The sequence below is a fragment of the Streptomyces sp. NPDC058741 genome (genome assembly GCF_042746715.1).
Classification (GTDB): domain Bacteria; phylum Actinomycetota; class Actinomycetes; order Streptomycetales; family Streptomycetaceae; genus Streptomyces.
The window spans coordinates 213,420-232,094 of the sequence record NZ_JBHYQH010000005.1; the positions used below are offsets into that span (position 1 = coordinate 213,420).

Here is an 18,675-nt window from a genome sequence, read left to right on the forward strand (position 1 = left end):
TCTCCCGCCGCCGCGGCGACGCGGCGGCGGGAAGCGGGACGACGGGGTCAGAACAGGCGCAGCTTGTCGTCCTCGATGCCGCGCAGGGCGTCGTAGTCGAGGACCTGGCAGCCGATGCCGCGGTCGGTCGCGAGGACGCGGGCCTGGGGCTTGATCTCCTGGGCCGCGAACACGCCGCGCACCGGGGCGAGACGGGGATCGCGGTTGAGCAGCTCCAGATAGCGCGTCAGCTGCTCCACGCCGTCGATCTCGCCGCGCCGCTTGATCTCCACGGCGACGGTCCCGCCTGCGGCGTCCCGGCACAGGATGTCCACCGGCCCGATGGCCGTCGGGTACTCGCGGCGGATGAGCGTGTAGCCCTCGCCGAGGGTCTCGATGCGATCGGCGAGCAGCTCCTGGAGGTGCGCTTCCACGCCGTCCTTGATCAGGCCGGGATCCACGCCCAGTTCGTGCGAGGAATCGTGGAGGACTTCCTCCATCGTGATGATGAGCTTCTCACCCGCCTTGTTGACGACGGTCCAGACGCCGTCGTCCTCGCCGGTGCCCTCCTTCAGCGTGCAGGGCGGCGACATCCAGTTCAGGGGCTTGTAGGCCCGGTCGTCGGCGTGGATCGAGACGCTGCCGTCCGCCTTCACCAGGATCAGGCGCGGGGCCGAGGGAAGGTGGGCGGTGAGCCGCCCGGCGTAGTCCACGGAGCAGCGGGCAATGACGAGACGCATGGTCGGCAACGCTACTCGACGGGAGCCTGCCGACGCGATTCGCCCTGGAAACCACGTGTTCGTTGATGGCCGATTGTGTGCAGGGTGTGCTCGTCGGGTGCGTCTCATCTGCCCATTCTCCTGGTGCCGTCACCGTCGGTTGCTTACCGTAGGAACGGGAGGTCGCGGCTTGTGTACGCAGCGTGTTGGGCACCGCGCACTCCCCCATCCGTCCGGCAACCCCTGCTCCAGCGGGGGTGCGAGAGGAGAACTCATGTCGCTCGACGTCTCACCGGCCCTACTCGAACAGGCCGAGCGAGGCGAGGTCGACGAAGCGGAATTCGTCGACTGCGTCCGGACCTCCCTGCCCTACGCGTGGGAGATGATCAGCTCCCTGGTGGCCCAGCTGAAGGTGGACGGCGGTGCGTTCGCCGACAACCAGACGCCTCCGCCGGACGAGCGGGCACGCGGTCAGCTGCTGCGTGCGCTTGCGAGTGACGCGATACGTGGTGCGCTGCAACGGCACTTCGGTGTGCGGCTGGCCTTCCAGAACTGCCACCGGGTGGCCGTGTTCCCGCTTGACTCCTCGGTCGACGAGACGCTGGTCCGCTTCACCTCGGTCCGCAGCCAGGTGCTGAACCAGTCCCCCGGGTTCCGGGACTGCTGACGCACCGCCGCTTGCTTGCCGCTCCGTACGCGGGAGGTGCGGTTCTGCACCGGAGCGGCAAGCCTCACCGCAGGTGGGGCAGCACCTCGGCACCGAGCCGGCGCACGTTGTCCTCGGTCGCCGCCACGTCCCCGGAGCCCTCGACGAGCAGGGCGAAGCGGGAGATGCCCGTCCGCTCGCTGGTCGCCGCCAGCCGGTCGGCGCACAGCCGTGGGGTGCCCACCGGGTGCAGCCCGCAGAGCAGTTCGGTGTACGCCAGCGGGTCGCGCATCCGGCGCGTGCGCCCGTCGACCGTGACGTGCGCCTCCAGGCCCTGCTTCAGCCAGCCCGGCATCGCCTTCATCAGCGTCTCGGCCGCGTCGACCCGCCGGTCCGCGATCTGGCAGACGCCGGCCGACACGTGCGAGGCGCGCAGGACCTCCTCCGCGGGCCGCCCGCAGGCGCGCGCGTGCTTCCGCCACAGCGCCACCATCTCGGCCTTCTCCTCGTCCCCCACGTGCATCCCGAGGAGCATCGACAGCCCGCGCTCGGCCGCCAGCCGCACACTCGACGGCGAGGTGCAGGCCACGACCAGCTCCGGCCCGGCTGCCTCGTCCAGCGCCTCCGACGGACGTGGCACGACCGGCACTTCGCGGAACCGGAAACGCTCCCCGTCGGCCGCCACGGACGGATCGCGCAGCCAGCGCACCAGGAGGTCCAGGGACTCCGGGAAGCCCTTCTCGTAGGCCTCCAGGCCCGCGCCGAACACCTCCAGGTCGACCCACGGGCCGCCGCGGCCGACGCCGAGCGTGAAACGGCCGCCGCTCGTGTGGTGCAGCAGCGCGGCCTGTTCGCCGAGGGCCACCGGGTGGACGGTGGGCAGCACACTGACGGCCGTGCCGACCCTGATGCGGCGGGTGCGGCCCAGCAGCAGCGCGGCCAGGGTGACGGCCGACGGGCACGTGCCGTACGGTACGAAGTGGTGCTCGGCCAGCCAGACCGTGTCCAGGCCGGCCTCCTCGGCCACCTCGGCCGAACGGACCGCGCGGTGCAGTGCCTCCCCCTCACCCTGACCGGGGAACCGGGCGGCCAACACGAAACTTCCAACGCGCATTGCTTTCCTGCTTCCTTGGCTCCGACACGGAGCTCCCCGCACCGCATAACCGTCTGACACGTGCCGAGGACACGGCCGAGCGGCGTATTCTGCGGATTGTCTGCAGAATGAGTGCTCTGCGGGGAGACCGGTAGGGAGCCCGGGGCAGGGGCCCCGTCGCCGGACCCGGGCGGAAGGCCCGCCCCGCCCGGTGCGGGACTTGTGGCGATTGGTGCCGTACGCGTACCTGTGCCGGCGCCGCGTAGGCTGGATGCGGCCCGCTTCCTGTAGAGCCCCGAGAGGTGTCCCGTGTCCCCGCGTCGCAACCGACCCAAGGGCGCCGGTTCTTCCGGCCGGAGCGCCGAGGACGACCGTCCCGGCCGCTACGGCGGCTGGCAGTCGTCGGAGAACTGGCAGGGCGAGAACTGGAGCGTGCGGCACGTGGCCGGCGCGAGCGCGCAGGGCAAGGTGTACCGCTGCCCGGGCTGCGACCAGATGATCCCCGACGGGGTGCCGCACGTGGTGGCCTGGGGCGAGCACACGGGCGTCGACGACCGCCGGCACTGGCACAAGGCCTGCTGGAACGCGCGGGACCGCCGCACCCCCGGGGTGCGGCGGTCCCGTAACGCGCCCAGGTTCTGAGGGACTTCAGACGTCCCGCTTCTCCAGCAGCACGAAGGCGGCGCCGAACACGGCGGCCGTCGCGCCGAGCATGATCCACAGCGGGTCCCAGCCGCTCGGACCGGAGTCGCTGAGGGACGCGGCGTAGAAGACGCTGAGCTGGCTCGGGATCGAGTACTCGAACAGGGCGTCGCGCACGGCCCGGAGCGACTCCGAGAACATGAAGAGCGCGATCACGAGGGGCGCGAGCACGGCACCGATCATGATGGTGATGGCGCCCGCCGAGTGCCGGATGATCGAGCCGACGGCCAGCGAGAACAGGCCCAGCAGGGCGACGTACAGCGAGACCCCGACGGTGGCCTTCAGCCACTCCGCGCCGGTGGGGGACGTGACGCCGTCCCCCTCCAGGATCGCCATGTGCATGAAGGCGACGAGGGCGACGGACACCAGCGTCACCACGAACGCGACCAGGAAGAACACCACGCCCTTGGCCGCCAGCACCCGGCTGCGGCTCGGGCATCCGACCATCGTGGTGCGGATCATGCCCGTGCCGTACTCCGACGCCGTGGTCAGCACGCCCAGCGTGATGACGCACATGCTGCCGAGCAGCACGCCGAAGAACCCGAGCCCGAGCGGGCTCTCGCCGTCCATGGCCTGGTCGGAGTTCGCCACCACCACGCCGGTGAGCGCGCCGAGGCCGACGACGAGCAGGACGAACACGCCGAGCGTCCACATCGTCGACCGCACCGACCGGATCTTCGTCCACTCGGAGGCGACGGCGTGCCCGAGGTGCGTCCGCACGACCGGGATGGGCGAGGTGTAGCCCGGGTACGGCGAGCCGGAGGCGGCAGACGCGGTACCGGCGGCCGGCTGCCAGGCGGGCGCGGCCTGCGGCATCTGGGAGTGGGGGCTGCTCATCGGGCGTCCTCGGGCTTGGTCAGGTCGGGGGTGGGGGCGGAGGCCGCGGCGGGGGCACCGGCGGGCGCGGCGGGAGCCCCGGGCGGCTGCGCGGCAGCCTGCGGTGCGGCCGGGGCCGGGGGTGCGGGCCGTGCCGCCGGCCGGGCGGGAGCGCCGTCCGCCGCCTGCGGCGCCTCGGGCGCGGGCTGCCCCGAGGGGGCCGCCTGTCCGAACGCCGCCGGGGCCGGGGGCGCCGGCTGGGCGTACGGGTTGGCCGCGCCCGGCCCGAAGGTGCCCGGAGCGGCTCCGGGGGCGCCGTACGGGCCCGGAGCCTGCACCGGTGCGCCCTGGGGCGGCGGCGGGGCGTACCAGCCGGGCTGGCCCTGGCCCGGAACCGGCATCGGGGGCTGGGCGCCGGGCGGCAGCGGCTGCTGGAGGCCTTCCTTCTCGTCGAGGGTCGAGCGGTAGTCGACGGCGCTCTGCGTCATCCGCATGTACGCCTCCTCCAGCGAGGCCTGATGCGGCGACAGCTCCCACAGCCGGACGTCGCTGAGGTGCGCGAGGTCGCTGATGCGGGGGAGCGGCAGCCCGGTCACGCGCAGCGCCCCGTTCTGCTCGGGCAGCACGTGCCCGCCGGCCTCGGTGAGCGCCGACGACAGTTTCTCGCGCTGCTGCGGCTCGGTGTCCGGCGTCCGGACCCGGGCGAAGTCCGCGGAGTTCGCGGAGATGAAGTCCGTGACGCTCATGTCGGCGAGCAGCTGCCCGCGCCCGATGACGATGAGGTGGTCGGCCGTCAGCGCCATCTCGCTCATCAGGTGGGAGGAGACGAAGACCGTACGGCCCTCCGCCGCGAGCGCCTTCATCAGGTTCCGCACCCAGAGGATGCCCTCGGGGTCGAGCCCGTTGACCGGCTCGTCGAACAGCAGCACCTGCGGATCGCCGAGCAGGGCGGCGGCGATGCCCAGGCGCTGCCCCATGCCGAGCGAGAAGCCCTTGGACCGCCGCCTCGCCACGTCCTGAAGCCCCACGACCCCGAGCACCTCGTCCACCCGTCGGGCCGGGATGCCCGACAGCTGGGCCAGGGACAGCAGGTGGTTGCGGGCGGACCGGCCGCCGTGCACGGCCTTGGCGTCCAGCAGCGCGCCGACCTGACGGGCGGCGTTGGGCAGCCTGCGGTACGGGTGACCGCCGATCGTCACGTGCCCGGCCGTCGGGTTGTCGAGCCCGAGGATCATCCGCATCGTCGTCGACTTGCCCGAACCGTTCGGCCCCAGGAAGCCGGTGACGGCCCCGGGCCGCACCTGGAAGGAAAGGTTGTACACAGCGGTCTTGTCGCCGTAGCGCTTCGTCAGGCCGACTGCTTCGATCATGCTCCGCACCCATCGCAAGGTTCAGGACAGCGGGGCACGCACGCCCCCGCAAGGGTTAGGAGGATACCGAGGCGCTGACGGTTCCGCCCAAGAGCAGGTAAAGAGTCGGCCCCGCCGGCCCGCTAGGCGTCGCGCTTCTTCAGCAGCACGTACCCGCCGATCAGGGCCGCGAGCACCCACAACCCCATGATCCCCAGGCCTCCCCAGGGCCCGTACGGCGTGTCGTCGTCGATCCGCGGGACCACCTGCATGATCTTGCTGCCGGCCTGGTCGGGCAGGAACCGGCCGACCTTCTTCGTGGCGTCGACGTTGCCGAGGATGTTGGAGATCAGGAAGAAGAACGGCATCAGGATGCCCAGCGAGAGCATCGGCGAGCGCAGCATCGCGGCGATCCCCATGGAGAACATCGCGATCAGCGCCATGTAGAGGCCGCCCCCGAGCACCGCCCGCAGCACGCCCGGGTCGCCGATCTGCGCCCGGTGGCCGCCGAGCATCGCCTGCCCGAGGAAGAAGGCCGCGAAGCTGGTGACCAGCCCGACCAGCAGGGCGAGCGCCGTGGCCACCGCGATCTTGCCGAACAGGAAGGTACCGCGTTGCGGCACCGCTGCCAGCGAGGTGCGGATCATGCCGGTGCTGTACTCGTTGGAGACGACCAGCACCCCGAACACGATCATCGCGAGCTGACCGAGGCTCATCCCCGCGAAGCTCGTGAACGTCGGGTCGAACTCCGCCCGCTGCTGCGCGCTCATGGTGTCGAACTCGTTCTTCGACAGCGCGGAGATCAGCATGCCGAGGGCGACCGTCACGACCACCACCAGCGACAGGGTCCACACCGTGGACGCCACCGACCGGATCTTGGTCCACTCCGACCGCACGACCTGGGTCGTCGCCATGCTCAGCCCTTCTTCCAGCCGTCGCCCCACTGCTGCTGCCGCGCCGGCCCGGTGCTCCCGCCGCTGTGCGCGTGGTACTCCACCGACTCCGCGGTGAGCTGCATGAACGCCTCCTCCAACGACGCCTGCTGCGGGCTCAGCTCGTGGAGCGTCACCCCGTGCTGCGCCGCCAGTTCACCGACGTGCTCGGCCTTGCCGCCGTCCACCTCCAGCACTCCGTCGTCGCCCTCCACGGCCTCGATCCCGGCCTGGCGCAGCACCTCCAGCAACCGCATCCGATGCGGGGAGCGCACCCGGACGTACGAACGCGAGTTGCGCTCGATGAAGTCGGCCATGGAGGTGTCCGCGAGCAGCCGCCCCTGCCCGATGACCACCAGGTGGTCGGCCGTCAGGGCCATCTCGCTCATCAGGTGGGAGGAGACGAAGACCGTACGGCCCTGCGCGGCGAGCGACTTCATCAGGGTGCGGATCCAGTGGATGCCCTCGGGGTCGAGGCCGTTGACCGGCTCGTCGAACATCAGGATCCGCGGATCGCCCAGCAGGGCGGCGGCGATGCCGAGCCGCTGCCCCATGCCCATCGAGAAGCCCTTGGTCTTCTTTCGCGCGACCGCCGTCAGCCCGACCGTCTCCACCACCTCCCGGACCCGGCCGCTCGGGATGCCGTTGCTCTGCGCGAGGCACAGCAGATGGTTGTAGGCGGTCCGCCCGCCGTGCCAGGCCTTGGCCTCCAGCAGGGCGCCGATGTGCGTCAGCGGGTCCTTGAGCTGGTGGTAGCGCCTGCCGTCGATCCGGACGCCACCGGCGGTCGGGTGGTCGAGGCCCAGGATCATCCGCATGGTCGTGGACTTGCCCGCGCCGTTGGGCCCGAGGAAGCCGGTGACGATGCCCGGTCTCACGGTGAAGGACAGGTCGTCGACCGCCACCTTCTCGCCGTAACGCTTGGTCAGCCCCTCCAGCTCAATCATGCGGCCACGCTAGAACGGGACAAAGCCCTCTGCCACCCGAAGGGGCAGAGGGCTTCGCGGAGGATCGGGCTCCGGGTGCCGGGCGGTTACCGGGACTGCTGCGCCGGGACCCCGCGGGAGATCGGCTCGTCCTCGGCCGGGCTGCCGGCGGCGGCCACCGCGGCGCCCGTGAGCGTGGCGAGCATCTCGCGCACGTTCGTCAGCTGGGCGTTGATGCTGTCACGGCGGTTGGTGAGGGCGGCCAGCTCGCGCTCGGATTCCGAACGGATGCGGTCGGCCTTGGCGTTGGCGTCGGCCACGATGTCCTCGGCCTGGCGCTGGGCGGTCTCCACCGTCTGGCGGGCGCGGCGCTCGGCGTCCGTGCGCAGCTTCTCCGCCTCCAGGCGCAGCTGCTCGGCACGGTGCTCGATCTCGGCGAGACGCTTCTCGGCCTTGGCCTGACGCGAGGCCAGGTCGCGCTCTGACTGCTCGCGGCGCTTGGCGAGGTTCGTCTCGAAGTCGGCGGCGGCCTGCGCGGCCTTGGCGCGGGTCTCCTCGAAGAGGGCGTCCGCCTCCTCCCGCTTGGACTGCGCGTCCTTCTGCGCCTCGGAGCGCAGCTGGGCGGCGTCGCTCTTGGCCTTCTCGACGATCCTGAGGCCCTCGTCCTCGGCCTTGGCCTTGCGGTCCACGGAGTACGACTCGGCGTCGTTGCGCACCTGCTGGGCCGCCGACTCGGCGAGCTCGCGGTGCTGCTCCGCCGCGCGCCGGGCCTCCTCGCGCAGGTCCTTCGCCTCCTCCTCGGCGAGGCGGAGGATCTTCTCCACGCGCGCGCCGAGGCCGGCGTACGACGGCTCGGCGTCGGTGACCTGTGCCTGGGCGGTCTGCGTCTCGAGGTGGAGCTCCTCGATGCGCTTTTCCAGGGCGGTGATGCGGGCGAGGGCGCTGTCACGGTCGGAGACGAGCTTGGAGATCCGTTCGTCCACCTGAGCGCGGTCGTACCCACGCCGCACAAGCTCGAAGCCGTAGGGGGAAGTGTCGCTCATGGGGTTCCTGTCGAATGAGACCGGTGAGGTGATAGGTGGAATCCTAGGGGCCGAAACGGTGTGTCATCGAGCGGATGCGCGTTTGATCGGGAAAATGACACCCCTTTTGGGTGGCCCACCCCCGAGATGCTTGCCAAAGCCGTGGTCAAAGTCTCCAGCATGCGCCGGTTTCGCCCCGTTCCGCTAGCTTTCCGAGGACTTGCCACCCGAGCGGGGCGCGCCCACCGTGGCCCCCGCCTTGACCCCGCTGTCCTTGGACGTGGCGGGAGCCTCGAAGGACTCCAACGCCTCCAGCACGTCCTGGACACGGGAGATCTCGGCGTTGATGTCCTCGCGGCGGCGGACCAGGACCTCCAGCTCGCGCTTGCCCTCCTCGACCGTGCGCCTCGCCTCGCGGATCGCCTCGGCCTTGAGCTCCTCGGCCTCCCGGACCAGCGTGGACTTCTTCTGCTCCGCCTCCTTGAGCAGCCCCTCCGCCTTCTTCACCGCGGCGATACGGACCTTGCCCGCCTCGGAGTTGGCCTCCGACACGATCTCCTTGGCCTTCGCCTGCGCCTTCGCCAGCTGCTCCTCGGCCGCCTTGATGAGCGCGTCGCAGCGGTCGCCCGCCGACTTCATCGTCTCGGCCGACTCCCGGCGGGCCCGCTCGTGCAGCTTCTCGATCTCCGCGGTGATGCGCTCGCGCAGTTCCTCGGAGCGCTCCCTTATCTGCGTGGCGTCCCGGCGCGCGCCGACCAGCAGCTCGTCCGCGTCCGTACGGGCCTTCTCCACCAGCGAGTTGCCCTCGACCGTCGCCTCGGACACGATCCGGGCGGCCTCCGTGCGGGCCACGCCCACCATCGTGTCGGCCTGCGACTCGGCCTCCGCGGTGGTCTTGTGCGCCCGCTGCTGCGCCTCGCTCAGCAGCTTGTCCGCCTCGGCCGTGGTCTCCGTGATGAGCTGGTCGACCTGCCCGGCCGCCTCGGAGCGCCGCTTGTTGGCGTCCTTGCGGGCCTCGTCCAGCGTGCGGTCGGCCTCCTCGCGGGCCGTGGCGACGAGCCGCTCCGCCTTCGCCTCCGCGTCGGCCTTGACGCGCTGCGCCTCCTTGCGGAGCCGCTCGGCGTGCTGCTGCGCGGCGCCGACCGTCTCGGCGGTCTCGGCGCGCAGCCGCTCCGCCTCGCTCGTGGCCTCCCCGACCAGCTGCTCGGCCGTGGCGACCGCCTCGGACCGCACCCGCTCGGCCTCGCCGGCCGCCTCCGACCGCAGGCGCTCCGCCTCGGACAGGGCCTCGGTGCGGACGCGCTCGGCCTCGGTGACCGTCTCCATCCGCAGGCGGTCGGTCTCCTGGACCGTCTCCGTGGTGAGCCGCTCGGCCTCGCCGCGCGCCTCGGTGATGAGCGTGTCCGCCTGCGTCGCCGCGTCCGAACGGATGCGGTTGGCGTCCTCGCGGGCGTCCGCCCGGGTGCGCGAGGCGCTCTGCTCGGCCTCGGCGATCGTGTCCGAGGCCTCCGTGCGCACCCGCTGGGCGTGCTCGGCGACCTCCGTGCGGATCCGCTCCGCCTCGGCGATCGCCTCGGACATCGTCCGCTCGGCCAGCGCCTTGGCGGCCTCGGCCTCCTCGTGCGCCTCGCGCCGTAGCCGGCCCGCGTCCTCGCCCGCCCGCTCACGTTCGGCGTAGGCGTCCGAGCGGACCCGGTCCGCCTCCTCCTGCGCCTCGCGCCGCGTCCGCTCCGCCACGTGCTCGGCGGCGCTGCGCAGCCCGGCGATCTCCCCCTGGGCCTGCTCGTGCAGTCCCGCCACGGAGTCCCGGACCTGCTGCGCGTGCTGCTCGGCCGCCGCCACCATCTCCGTGGCCCGCCGGTCGGCCTCCTCGACCAGCCGGACGGCCTCGGCCTGCGCCTCCTCCACGCGCTTGCGTGCCGAGGCCAGCAGTTCCTCGCTCTGCTCGCGGGCCCGCTCCCGCTCCTGGTCGGCCTCCTGCCGGGCGCTGCCGAGGAGCTCCTCGGCCTCGCGGCGGCGCCGGTTGGCCTCGTCCTGGGCGGCCGCCAGCGTCTCGGACGCCTCTCCGGCCAGCCGCTCGGCGGCGGCCTGCGCCTCGGCGCGCATACGGTCGGCGCCGTCCTGCGCCTCCGACTTCAGCCGCTCGGCCTCGTTCGCGGCCTGAGACCGCAGCCGTACGGCGACGGCCTCGCCCTCGGCGCGCGTGGCCGACGCGTCCGAGGCGGCCTCGTCCCGCAGCCGCTCGGCCTCGGCCTCCGCCTGCTGCCGCAGCGTGCGGATCCGCTCGGCGGCCTCCGCGCGCAGCCGCTCGTTCTCCTCGGCGGCCTCGCGGCGGATCCGCGCGGCCTCCTCACGGGCCTCCGACAGCGCCCGCTCGGCCGCCGAGAGCCGCTGCCCGGCCTCCGCCTGGAGCCGCGTCAGCTCCTCGGCGGCCTCCGCCCGGCGGGCCTCCACAGCCCGCTCGGTCTCCGCCTGCAGCTCCCGCGCCGCGCGCTCGGCGTCGGCCCTGAGGGCCTCGGCCTGCTCGACGACCTCCTCGCGGTGCCGCTCGGCCTCCTGCCGGGTGCGCTGGAGGGTTTCCTCGGCCTGCCGGCGCAGGGCCGTCGCCCGCTCGATGGCCTCGGTGCGGACCTTCTCGCTGTCCGTCTGGGCCGTCGTGCGCAGCTCGTCCGCGTCCGCCTTGGCCTTGGCGAGCAGCTCCTCGGCGGACCTCGCGGCCTCCTCGATCTGCGCCACGGCCTCCTTGCGGGCCCCGGCGCGGATCTTCTCGCCCTCCTCGACGGCGTCCGCCCGCAGCTGCTCGGCCTCGCCGCGCAGCCGGCGGGCCTCCTCCTGCAGCTCGACCGTCTTGGCGCGGTACTCCTTGGTGTCGTCCTTCGCCGCGCCCTTGAGCTGCTCGGCGATGTCGTGCGCCTCGGCGCGCAGCCGGTCCGCCTCGGCCTCGGCCTCCTTGCGGATCCGCTCGGCCTCCTCGGCCGCGGCCCTGGTGGTCTTCTTGGCGTCCTCCGACGCCTTGGTGAGGACCTCCTCGGCCGTCCGCGCCGCCTTGGACAGCTGGGTCGCGGTCTCCTCGGCGGTGAGCGTCCGGGCCTTCTCGGAGGCCTCCGCGACGATCTTCTCGGCCTCGGCGCGGGCGTCCGCGACGATCTGCTCCGCCTCGGACTTGGTGTTCTCGGCCTCCTTGGTGGCCTCCTCGACCAGCCGGGCGACCTGCTCCTTGGCGGTGCGCGTGCGCGTCTCGTTCGCGGACTCGGCGTTCGCCAGGGCCTTGGCGGCGGCCTCCTTGGCCTCCGCGACCAGCTTCTCCGACTCGGCCTGCGCCTTGCGCAGCGCCTCCTCGGCCTCGGTCATCCGCTGCTGGGCGGCCCTGCTGAGCTCCTGGGCCTCGCGGCGCGCTGACTCCGACTCCGTGACGGTGGAGGTGCGCAGCTTCTCGGCGTGGTCGGTGGCCTCCTGGGCCTGGGTGGAGGCGGCGTTGAGGAGGCGCTCGGCGTCCGCGCGGGCCCGCCGCAGGATCTGCTCGGCCTCGGCCCGGGCCTCCTCGGCCGCGCCGGTGAGCCGCTGCCGGGCCTCGGTCGCCAGCCGCTCGGCCTCCGCGCGGGCGGCGGCCAGGGACTGCTCGGCCTCGGCGCGGGACTCCTCCAGCAGCCGGCGGGCCTGCTGCTCGGTGCGGGCGCGCAGCTGCTCGGCCCAGGCCACGTTCTCGTTGACGTGCGACTCGACCGTCTGGCGGCGCTCGGCAAGCTCCTGGTCGAGCTGCTGGCGGCGGGTCACCGCCTCCTGGTGCAGCTCCGCCTGCAGCCGGGCCGCCTGCTCGGCGTGCTCCTGGAGGATCCGCTGGGTCTGCGCCCGGGCCTCGCTCAGCTCCCGGTCGGCGTCCGCCCGGATCTGGTCGGCCTGCATCTGCGCGTTGCGCAGCAACTGCTCGGCCTGCCAGCCGATGTCGCCCCCCTCGAAGGAGGGCCGGGACATGATGGTGCGCCGCGCCTCGTGCAGCTTGGCGCGCAGCACCTCGACCTGGTAGCCGAGGTCCTCGGCGTGCTGGATCGCCTTTTCCCGTTCGGTCTTCAGCCGCTTCATCTCGGCTTCGAACCGAGAGAGGTGGTCGACGTCAGCCGCCGGCTCTCGCTCCTGGCTCTCGTAGCCCCGCACTGCGCGGTCCCATCCGTCCCCTGGTCGCAAGTCTTTCCGAACGAGCTCCGTCCATCCGCCGAACGGGGCCCCCGGGGAATGGTGTCAGATCATCGGCGGAGCAGAGGCTGCTGCCCCGACGCTCGTCCCCCGAAACCCGGACCCCGGTGGTCCTGCCGTCGCACGGCGGGACCGCGGTCACCCTGGCCTGAGCGGCGACCGCACCCAACCCTACCGGCCCTTATGTACGAGGGTCAGTGCTCAGGCGACTCAACAGGCGCCGAAGTGACCAGTTCTGTCAGTACGCCATGACAGTCCTTGGGGTGCAGGAAGGTGATCCGTGACCCCATGGAACCGCGTCGCGGCTCTTCGTACAGCACGCGTACGCCCTTGTCGCGGATGTCCGCGGCGTCCGCGTCCACATCCGCCGTACCGAAAGCGATGTGGTGGACGCCCTCCCCGTTCTTCGCGAGCCACTTCGCGACGGTGGAGTCCTCGCGGGTGGGCTCGAGAAGCTGCAGGTAGGTGGCGCCGCCGTCGGACGTCTCGTTGATCTTGAGCATGGCCTCGCGCACGCCCTGCTCCTCGTTGACCTCGGAGTGGTACACCTCGAAGCCGTAGGTGGCACGGTAGAACTCGACAGTCTTGTCGAGGTCGTGGCAGGCGATTCCGATGTGGTCGATTCGCGTCAGCATGGATTCAGTGCAGCGCCCCCGCGGTGGTTACGCAACGTGCGCGCGATCACACCGACAGCCCGATGACGGGGCGGAGTACCGGTCAGTACATTCGAAGTAAACCCTCGTTCACTCCTCGGCTGTGCAGCCGGTAAGGGGATCGCAGCTCATGTCTTCTGGAACTTCTGGAGCAGCCGGCTCGGTGATCGTCGCGGGCGCGCGTACGCCCATGGGACGGTTGCTCGGTTCGCTGAAGTCCTTCTCCGGAGCCGACCTCGGCGGCTTCGCGATCAAGGCCGCCCTCGACCGTGCGGGGATCGGCGGCGACCAGGTGCAGTACGTCATCATGGGCCAGGTGCTGCAGGCCGGGGCGGGGCAGATCCCGGCGCGCCAGGCCGCGGTCAAGGCCGGCATCCCGATGAACGTGCCGGCGCTGACCATCAACAAGGTGTGCCTGTCCGGCCTCGACGCCATCGCCCTCGCCGACCAGTTGATCCGTGCGGGTGAGTTCGACGTGATCGTCGCGGGCGGGCAGGAGTCCATGACCAACGCCCCGCACCTGCTGCCGAAGTCCCGTGAGGGCTTCAAGTACGGCGCGGTGCAGATGCTCGACGCCATGGCCTACGACGGCCTGACCGACTCCTTCGACGGGGTCGCCATGGGCGAGTCGACGGAGAAGCACAACACGCGCCTGGGCATCGGCCGGCCCGAGCAGGACGAGATCGCCGCGCTGTCCCACCAGCGGGCCGCCGCCGCCCAGAAGAACGGCCTGTTCGAGGCCGAGATCACGCCCGTCGAGATCCCGCAGCGCAAGGGCGACCCGGTCCTGTTCAGCAAGGACGAGGGCATCCGGGGCGACACCACCGCCGAGTCCCTGGGCAAGCTGCGTCCCGCCTTCTCCAAGGACGGCACGATCACGGCCGGCTCGGCCTCGCAGATCTCCGACGGCGCGGCCGCCGTCGTGGTGATGAGCAAGGCCAAGGCCCAGGAGCTCGGCCTGGAGTGGATCGCCGAGATCGGCGCCCACGGCAACGTGGCCGGGCCGGACAACTCGCTGCAGTCCCAGCCGTCCAACGCCATCCTGCACGCGCTGAAGAAGGAGGGCCTGGAGGTCGCGGACCTCGACCTCATCGAGATCAACGAGGCGTTCGCCGCGGTGGCCGTGCAGTCCGTGAAGGACCTCGGCGTTTCCACCGAAAAGGTGAATGTCAACGGTGGTGCCATCGCCCTGGGTCACCCGATCGGGATGTCCGGTGCGCGGCTGGTGCTGCATCTGGCGCTGGAGCTGAAGCGGCGTGGCGGTGGCGTGGGCGCCGCCGCGCTGTGCGGTGGCGGTGGTCAGGGTGACGCGCTGATCGTCCGGGTACCGAAGGCCTGAGACCGCGCTGGTCTCTTCGGGTAGGTCCCTTTTTCTGAACGGAGCTGTGATGCAGGACGTCTCCACGCTGGTGGCCCAGGCCAGGGAGGGGCGGCCACGGGCCGTGGCCCGGCTGATCTCCCTGGTGGAGGGGGCGTCCCCGCAGCTGCGGGAGGTCATGGCGGCGCTCGCGCCCTTGACGGGCGGGGCGTACGTCGTGGGGCTGACCGGGTCGCCGGGCGTGGGCAAGTCGACGTCGACCTCGGCGCTGGTGACGGCGTATCGCAAGCAGGGGAAGCGGGTCGGGGTGCTGGCCGTCGACCCGTCGTCCCCGTTCTCGGGCGGTGCGCTGCTCGGGGACCGGGTCCGGATGTCGGACCACGCCTCCGACCCGGGCGTCTACATCCGCTCGATGGCCACGCGCGGGCATCTGGGCGGGCTGGCGTGGGCCGCCCCCCAGGCCATCCGGGTCCTGGACGCCGCCGGCTGCGACGTGGTCCTCGTCGAGACGGTGGGGGTGGGGCAGTCGGAGGTGGAGATCGCCTCGCAGGCCGACACGTCGGTGGTGCTGCTCGCGCCGGGGATGGGCGACGGGATCCAGGCGGCCAAGGCCGGGATCCTGGAGATCGGTGACGTCTACGTCGTGAACAAGGCCGACCGGGACGGGGCCGACGCGACGGCCCGCGAGCTGAACCACATGCTGGGGCTGGGCGAGGCGCGCCGTCCTGGCGACTGGCGCCCGCCGATCGTCAAGACGGTCGCGGCGCGGGGCGAGGGCGTCGACGAGGTCGTCGAGGCGCTGGAGAAGCACCGGGCCTGGATGGAGGAGCGGGGCGTCCTCGCGGAGCGGCGCCTGTCCCGGGCGTCCCGCGAGGTCGAGACGATCGCGGTGACGGCCCTGCGGGAGCGCATCGGCGACCTGCACGGGGACCGGCGGCTGGGGGCGCTGGCGGAGCGGATCGTGGCGGGGGGGCTGGATCCCTACCGGGCGGCTGACGAGCTGGTGGCGGGGCTGACGGAGGGCTGAGCGCGGCTGCCGGTGACTTGCCGCGCGGGCCGTCGCGGGGCGGGTGCCTGCGGCGGCCTGTGGCCGGTTCGGTGGGGGTGCGCGGTGCGCCTCTTCGGGTGGGGCGGGTCGGGCCCGCGCCGGGGGGTGTCCGTTCTCGGATCGGCGCGATGGAGTTGCGTCACGGCTGACCGGTGTTGACGCGCCGACCGCTGCGAGCGGGCCCCCGGCACGTCCCCTTCCGTGCGTGCCGCGGGTGCGGGTTCGCTCTGCTGTGGGTCGCCGGTTCCGCCTGGCTGCGGGTGCGGGTTCGCTCTGCTGTGGGTCGCCGGTCCTGCCTGACTGCGGGCAGTCGTGCCGCTGGGGCGAAGGGGCTCCCCCTGCTCGAGGGAAGCCGGGAGTTCGGGGGAGGGTGGGCGCGGCGGTACCCCGCGTCGCCGGGTTGCGGGCCCACCCGGCCCCAGCGCGGACGCCGGGGTGGTCGCAGTTGGGGGGTGGCCGGTCAGTCCTGGTCGTCGGAGCGGTCCGGCGTGACCTTGCCCGACGTCAGGCCTGCCTTCCACTCCCGCTCGGCGCCGCCGGTCGTGTGGGTCTCGGCCTCCCAGGACGTGTTCCCGCCGTCGTCGTCCAGGTCGACGGATGTCACCACGCCCCTGCCGGCGGCGGCCTTCGCGGCCTCCTCGGCCGTCACCGAGGACCCCTTCAGCACGGCCCGCGCCTGCGCCGCGTCGTCCTCGTCGTCGGTGTGCGCACCGAGGACCTTTCCGCCGGAGGGTTCGACGCGCACGCTGTGCCAGGTGTCGTCGGCCGGCAGGACGTCGACCTCCCAGACCGCCTTGCCGTCCTCGTCGTCCAGCTCGGCGGAGACGGCCGTGCCCGAGGTGTGCTTCAGTGCGGCGGCGATCGCCTCGGACGCCGTGACGTCGGCGGAAGCCGCCCGCGCGGCGTCGTCGTCCCCGCCCGCCGGCCGGGGGCCGGCCGCCTGCCGCGCCGAGCCCCCGTCGTCATCGGTGGTCGCGAGAGCCGTGGCCGTACCGCCGCCGATCAGAGCGGCGGCGGCCACAGCGGCGATCACGATGCTGCGCTTCCTGCGGATTCCTCCCGAGTCGCTTGGTTTTCGACGACTTCGACTCTGGACGAGGGAGGCTGAGAGGAGACAGAAAGCCGCTGAAGGGATCTTCAGGTTGCCTTTGTCACTCTTGACCCATGCGCCTGTTGATCGTGGAGGACGAGAAGCGGCTGGCCCGGTCGCTCGCCAGGGGCCTGACGGCCGAGGGGTACGCCGTGGACGTCGTCCACGACGGACGGGAGGGACTCCACCGGGCCACCGAGGGCACCTACGACCTGGTCGTCCTCGACCTCATGCTGCCCGGCCTCAACGGCTACCGGGTCTGTGCCGCCCTGCGCGCCGCCGGGCACGACGTGCCGATCCTGATGCTGACCGCCAAGGACGGCGAGTACGACGAGGCCGAGGGGCTCGACACGGGCGCGGACGACTATCTGACCAAGCCGTTCTCGTACGTCGTGCTCGTGGCCCGGATCAAGGCGCTGCTGCGTCGGCGCGGACAGGGCGCCGGGGCGTCGCCGGTGCATGTGCACGGGGACCTCAAGGTCGACACGGCCGCCCGGCGGGTGTTCCTGGGTGAGGACGAGATCGCCCTCACCGCCAAGGAGTTCTCCGTGCTGGAGCAGCTCGTGCTCCGGGCCGGCGAGGTGGTGTCGAAGTCCGAGATCCTGGAGCACGTCTGGGACTTCGCGTACGAGGGTGATCCCAACATCGTCGAGGTCTACGTCAGCACCCTGCGGCGCAAGCTGCGTCCGGCGCTGATCCGGACCGTGCGCGGGGCCGGGTACCGGCTGGAGACCGCGCCGTGAGGCGGCTGTTCGGGTCCGTCCGGGCACGGGCCACGCTCGGCGCCACCCTCGTGGTCGCGGTGGCGCTCGTCGCCGCCGGGGCCGCTGTGCTGCTGTCCCTGCGGTCGAACCTGATGGGCGAGGCCGGAACGCAGGCCGAGCGCTCCGCCCGGGCGGTCGCCTCCGAACTGGCCGCGGGCACGCCGTACGGCAGGCTGTCCGCGCTGGACGGGGACCTCGGGCCGGTGCAGGTCCTCGACGAGGAAGGGCGGCTGGTCGCCGTCAGCGAGGACCTGGAGCGGATCAGCGGCACCGACAGCGCGCGGGTGGAGCCGCAGCCGGCCGCGACGGCGGACGGTGACGTCGACTCCGGCGACGACGACTCGGGTGAGCGTCTCGAACCCGGGGAGATCTCCGGGGAGAGCGTCTTCACGAACGGGTCGGCGACGGCCGACGGGGACACCGAGGACTACCGGTTCGCCGCCGTGGAGGTGGAGACGAGGGACCGGGGGCAGCTCACGGTCTTCGCCGGGGCGCCGCTGGCCGCCGAGCACGGGGCCGTGCGGACCGCCCTGACGGTGATGCTGATCGGGTTCCCGCTGCTGCTCGCCGTCGTCGCGGGGGTGACCTGGCTGGTCACCCGGCGGGCCCTGCGGCCCGTGGAGGGCATCCGGCGCGAGATGGCCGCGATCACCCGGTCGGAGGACCTGGCGCGGCGCGTCCCGGAGCCGGACACGCACGACGAGATCGCCCGGCTCGCCAGCACCACCAACGAGACCCTCGCGGCGCTGGAGACGTCCGTGGAGCGGCAGCGGCGCTTCGTCGCCGACGCGTCCCACGAACTGCGCAGCCCGATCGCCTCGCTGCGCACCCAGCTGGAGGTGGCCGCCGCCCATCCCGAGCTGCTGGACCTCGACGGGGCCGTCGAGGACACCGTACGGCTCCAGCGGCTGGCCGCCGATCTGCTGCTGCTCGCCCGGCTGGACGCGGGGGAGCGGCCCGCGGACGCGCGGGTCGACCTGGCCGGACTGGCCCGGGAGGAGGCGGAGGGGCGCCCCGGGGTGACGGTGGACGCCGAGCCGGTGGAGGTGGCCGGATCCCGTGGGCAACTGGGGCGCGTGCTCGCCAATCTGCTCGACAACGCCCAGCGGCACGCCCGCTCGGCGGTCACCGTGACGGTGCGCCGGGAGGAGGACCGGGCCGTGGTCGGCGTGGGAGACGACGGGGAGGGGGTGCCCGAGGCCGACCGGGAGCGGATCTTCGAACGGTTCGTGCGGCTCGACGCCGCCCGCAGCCGCGACGACGGCGGTGCCGGGCTGGGCCTGGCCATCGCCAGGGACGTCGCCGTGCGGCACGGAGGCACCCTCACGGTCGGGCAGGGTCCCGCGGGCGGAGCCCGGTTCGAGCTCCGCCTGCCGCTGGTGAAGACCCCAGGCGGCCCCGCGCGGACCTAGGGCCTGTCGTGTGGA

Annotated in this window: 16 protein-coding genes; 6 read left to right on the plus strand and 10 right to left on the minus strand. The window is 72.6% G+C overall.

The features are described from left to right. Positions 1–47: 47 nt before the first annotated feature. On the minus strand, positions 48–719 hold the full coding sequence (gene nucS / locus ACFW6P_RS06445) for an endonuclease NucS (protein WP_386352303.1): 672 nt from the start codon (positions 717–719) through the stop codon (positions 48–50). Positions 720–972: 253 nt separating this feature from the next. On the opposite strand from nucS, the gene ACFW6P_RS06450 reads away from it, so the two are divergent. After that, positions 973–1,365 (plus strand): SCO5389 family protein, encoded by a 393-nt coding sequence (locus tag ACFW6P_RS06450; protein ID WP_386352306.1) that lies wholly within the window; start codon positions 973–975, stop codon positions 1,363–1,365. Positions 1,366–1,429: 64 nt separating this feature from the next. On the opposite strand, the gene ACFW6P_RS06455 is transcribed toward ACFW6P_RS06450, so the two are convergent. Beyond that, positions 1,430–2,458, minus strand: a complete 1,029-nt coding sequence (locus ACFW6P_RS06455) for an LLM class flavin-dependent oxidoreductase (RefSeq protein ID WP_386352309.1) — start codon at positions 2,456–2,458, stop codon at positions 1,430–1,432. A 288-nt stretch (positions 2,459–2,746) separates the two neighbouring features. On the opposite strand from ACFW6P_RS06455, the gene ACFW6P_RS06460 reads away from it, so the two are divergent. Continuing rightward, positions 2,747–3,079, plus strand: a complete 333-nt coding sequence (locus tag ACFW6P_RS06460; protein WP_386423045.1) for an ATP/GTP-binding protein — start codon at positions 2,747–2,749, stop codon at positions 3,077–3,079. 6 nt (positions 3,080–3,085) lie between these two features. Here ACFW6P_RS06460 and ACFW6P_RS06465 read toward each other — a convergent pair whose 3' ends face one another. The 7 genes from ACFW6P_RS06465 to mce all read right to left on the minus strand — a co-directional run bounded on the left by ACFW6P_RS06465 (position 3,086) and on the right by mce (position 13,010). Then, positions 3,086–3,976 (minus strand): ABC transporter permease subunit, encoded by an 891-nt coding sequence (locus ACFW6P_RS06465; RefSeq protein WP_386352315.1) that lies wholly within the window; start codon positions 3,974–3,976, stop codon positions 3,086–3,088. After that, complete coding sequence (locus ACFW6P_RS06470) at positions 3,973–5,325, minus strand: ATP-binding cassette domain-containing protein (protein WP_386352318.1); 1,353 nt, start codon at positions 5,323–5,325, stop codon at positions 3,973–3,975. Before ACFW6P_RS06470 ends, ACFW6P_RS06465 begins: the two co-directional genes overlap by 4 nt. Before the next feature lie 122 nt (positions 5,326–5,447). Further along, entirely contained in the window at positions 5,448–6,218 is a 771-nt protein-coding gene (locus ACFW6P_RS06475; protein WP_386352320.1) for an ABC transporter permease, read from the minus strand. Between the two features lie 2 nt (positions 6,219–6,220). Beyond that, on the minus strand, positions 6,221–7,183 hold the full coding sequence (locus ACFW6P_RS06480) for an ABC transporter ATP-binding protein (protein WP_386423047.1): 963 nt from the start codon (positions 7,181–7,183) through the stop codon (positions 6,221–6,223). An 86-nt stretch (positions 7,184–7,269) separates the two neighbouring features. Beyond that, a complete protein-coding gene (locus ACFW6P_RS06485; protein ID WP_386423048.1) occupies positions 7,270–8,205 on the minus strand; it encodes a cellulose-binding protein in 936 nt (311 codons plus the stop codon). Between the two features lie 183 nt (positions 8,206–8,388). Next, positions 8,389–12,336 (minus strand): polarized growth protein Scy, encoded by a 3,948-nt coding sequence (gene scy, locus ACFW6P_RS06490; protein ID WP_386352329.1) that lies wholly within the window; start codon positions 12,334–12,336, stop codon positions 8,389–8,391. A 233-nt stretch (positions 12,337–12,569) separates the two neighbouring features. After that, on the minus strand, positions 12,570–13,010 hold the full coding sequence (gene mce, locus ACFW6P_RS06495) for a methylmalonyl-CoA epimerase (RefSeq protein WP_386352332.1): 441 nt from the start codon (positions 13,008–13,010) through the stop codon (positions 12,570–12,572). A gap of 148 nt (positions 13,011–13,158) precedes the next feature. On the opposite strand from mce, the gene ACFW6P_RS06500 reads away from it, so the two are divergent. After that, the gene (locus tag ACFW6P_RS06500) at positions 13,159–14,367 is read left to right on the plus strand and encodes an acetyl-CoA C-acetyltransferase (protein WP_386352335.1); all 1,209 of its coding nucleotides are present in this window, start codon (positions 13,159–13,161) and stop codon (positions 14,365–14,367) included. A 49-nt stretch (positions 14,368–14,416) separates the two neighbouring features. After that, a complete protein-coding gene (meaB, locus tag ACFW6P_RS06505; protein ID WP_386352338.1) occupies positions 14,417–15,373 on the plus strand; it encodes a methylmalonyl Co-A mutase-associated GTPase MeaB in 957 nt (318 codons plus the stop codon). Positions 15,374–15,854: 481 nt separating this feature from the next. Here the strand turns inward: meaB and ACFW6P_RS06510 are convergent, their stop codons facing one another. Continuing rightward, positions 15,855–16,427, minus strand: coding sequence for a PepSY domain-containing protein (locus tag ACFW6P_RS06510; protein WP_386352341.1), 573 nt, complete (start codon positions 16,425–16,427; stop codon positions 15,855–15,857). A 131-nt stretch (positions 16,428–16,558) separates the two neighbouring features. Between ACFW6P_RS06510 and ACFW6P_RS06515 the strand changes: the two genes are divergently transcribed. Both ACFW6P_RS06515 and ACFW6P_RS06520 read left to right on the plus strand, forming a co-directional pair. Next, positions 16,559–17,227, plus strand: a complete 669-nt coding sequence (locus tag ACFW6P_RS06515) for a response regulator transcription factor (RefSeq protein WP_386352344.1) — start codon at positions 16,559–16,561, stop codon at positions 17,225–17,227. Further along, positions 17,224–18,660 (plus strand): sensor histidine kinase, encoded by a 1,437-nt coding sequence (locus tag ACFW6P_RS06520; protein WP_386423049.1) that lies wholly within the window; start codon positions 17,224–17,226, stop codon positions 18,658–18,660. The genes ACFW6P_RS06515 and ACFW6P_RS06520 overlap by 4 nt, the downstream gene beginning before the upstream one ends. The last annotated feature ends 15 nt before the right edge of the window (positions 18,661–18,675 follow it).

Excerpts from the sequence above, each read along its gene's own strand:
- nucS (WP_386352303.1), bottom strand. The coding sequence starts at position 719 with ATGCGTCTCGTCATTGCCCGCTGCTCCGTGGACTACGCCGGGCGGCTC.
- ACFW6P_RS06450 (WP_386352306.1), top strand. The coding sequence starts at position 973 with ATGTCGCTCGACGTCTCACCGGCCCTACTCGAACAGGCCGAGCGAGGC.
- ACFW6P_RS06455 (WP_386352309.1), bottom strand. The coding sequence starts at position 2,458 with ATGCGCGTTGGAAGTTTCGTGTTGGCCGCCCGGTTCCCCGGTCAGGGT.
- ACFW6P_RS06465 (WP_386352315.1), bottom strand. The coding sequence starts at position 3,976 with ATGAGCAGCCCCCACTCCCAGATGCCGCAGGCCGCGCCCGCCTGGCAG.
- ACFW6P_RS06470 (WP_386352318.1), bottom strand. The coding sequence starts at position 5,325 with ATGATCGAAGCAGTCGGCCTGACGAAGCGCTACGGCGACAAGACCGCT.
- ACFW6P_RS06475 (WP_386352320.1), bottom strand. The coding sequence starts at position 6,218 with ATGGCGACGACCCAGGTCGTGCGGTCGGAGTGGACCAAGATCCGGTCG.
- ACFW6P_RS06480 (WP_386423047.1), bottom strand. The coding sequence starts at position 7,183 with ATGATTGAGCTGGAGGGGCTGACCAAGCGTTACGGCGAGAAGGTGGCG.
- ACFW6P_RS06485 (WP_386423048.1), bottom strand. The coding sequence starts at position 8,205 with ATGAGCGACACTTCCCCCTACGGCTTCGAGCTTGTGCGGCGTGGGTAC.
- mce (WP_386352332.1), bottom strand. The coding sequence starts at position 13,010 with ATGCTGACGCGAATCGACCACATCGGAATCGCCTGCCACGACCTCGAC.
- ACFW6P_RS06500 (WP_386352335.1), top strand. The coding sequence starts at position 13,159 with ATGTCTTCTGGAACTTCTGGAGCAGCCGGCTCGGTGATCGTCGCGGGC.
- meaB (WP_386352338.1), top strand. The coding sequence starts at position 14,417 with ATGCAGGACGTCTCCACGCTGGTGGCCCAGGCCAGGGAGGGGCGGCCA.
- ACFW6P_RS06515 (WP_386352344.1), top strand. The coding sequence starts at position 16,559 with ATGCGCCTGTTGATCGTGGAGGACGAGAAGCGGCTGGCCCGGTCGCTC.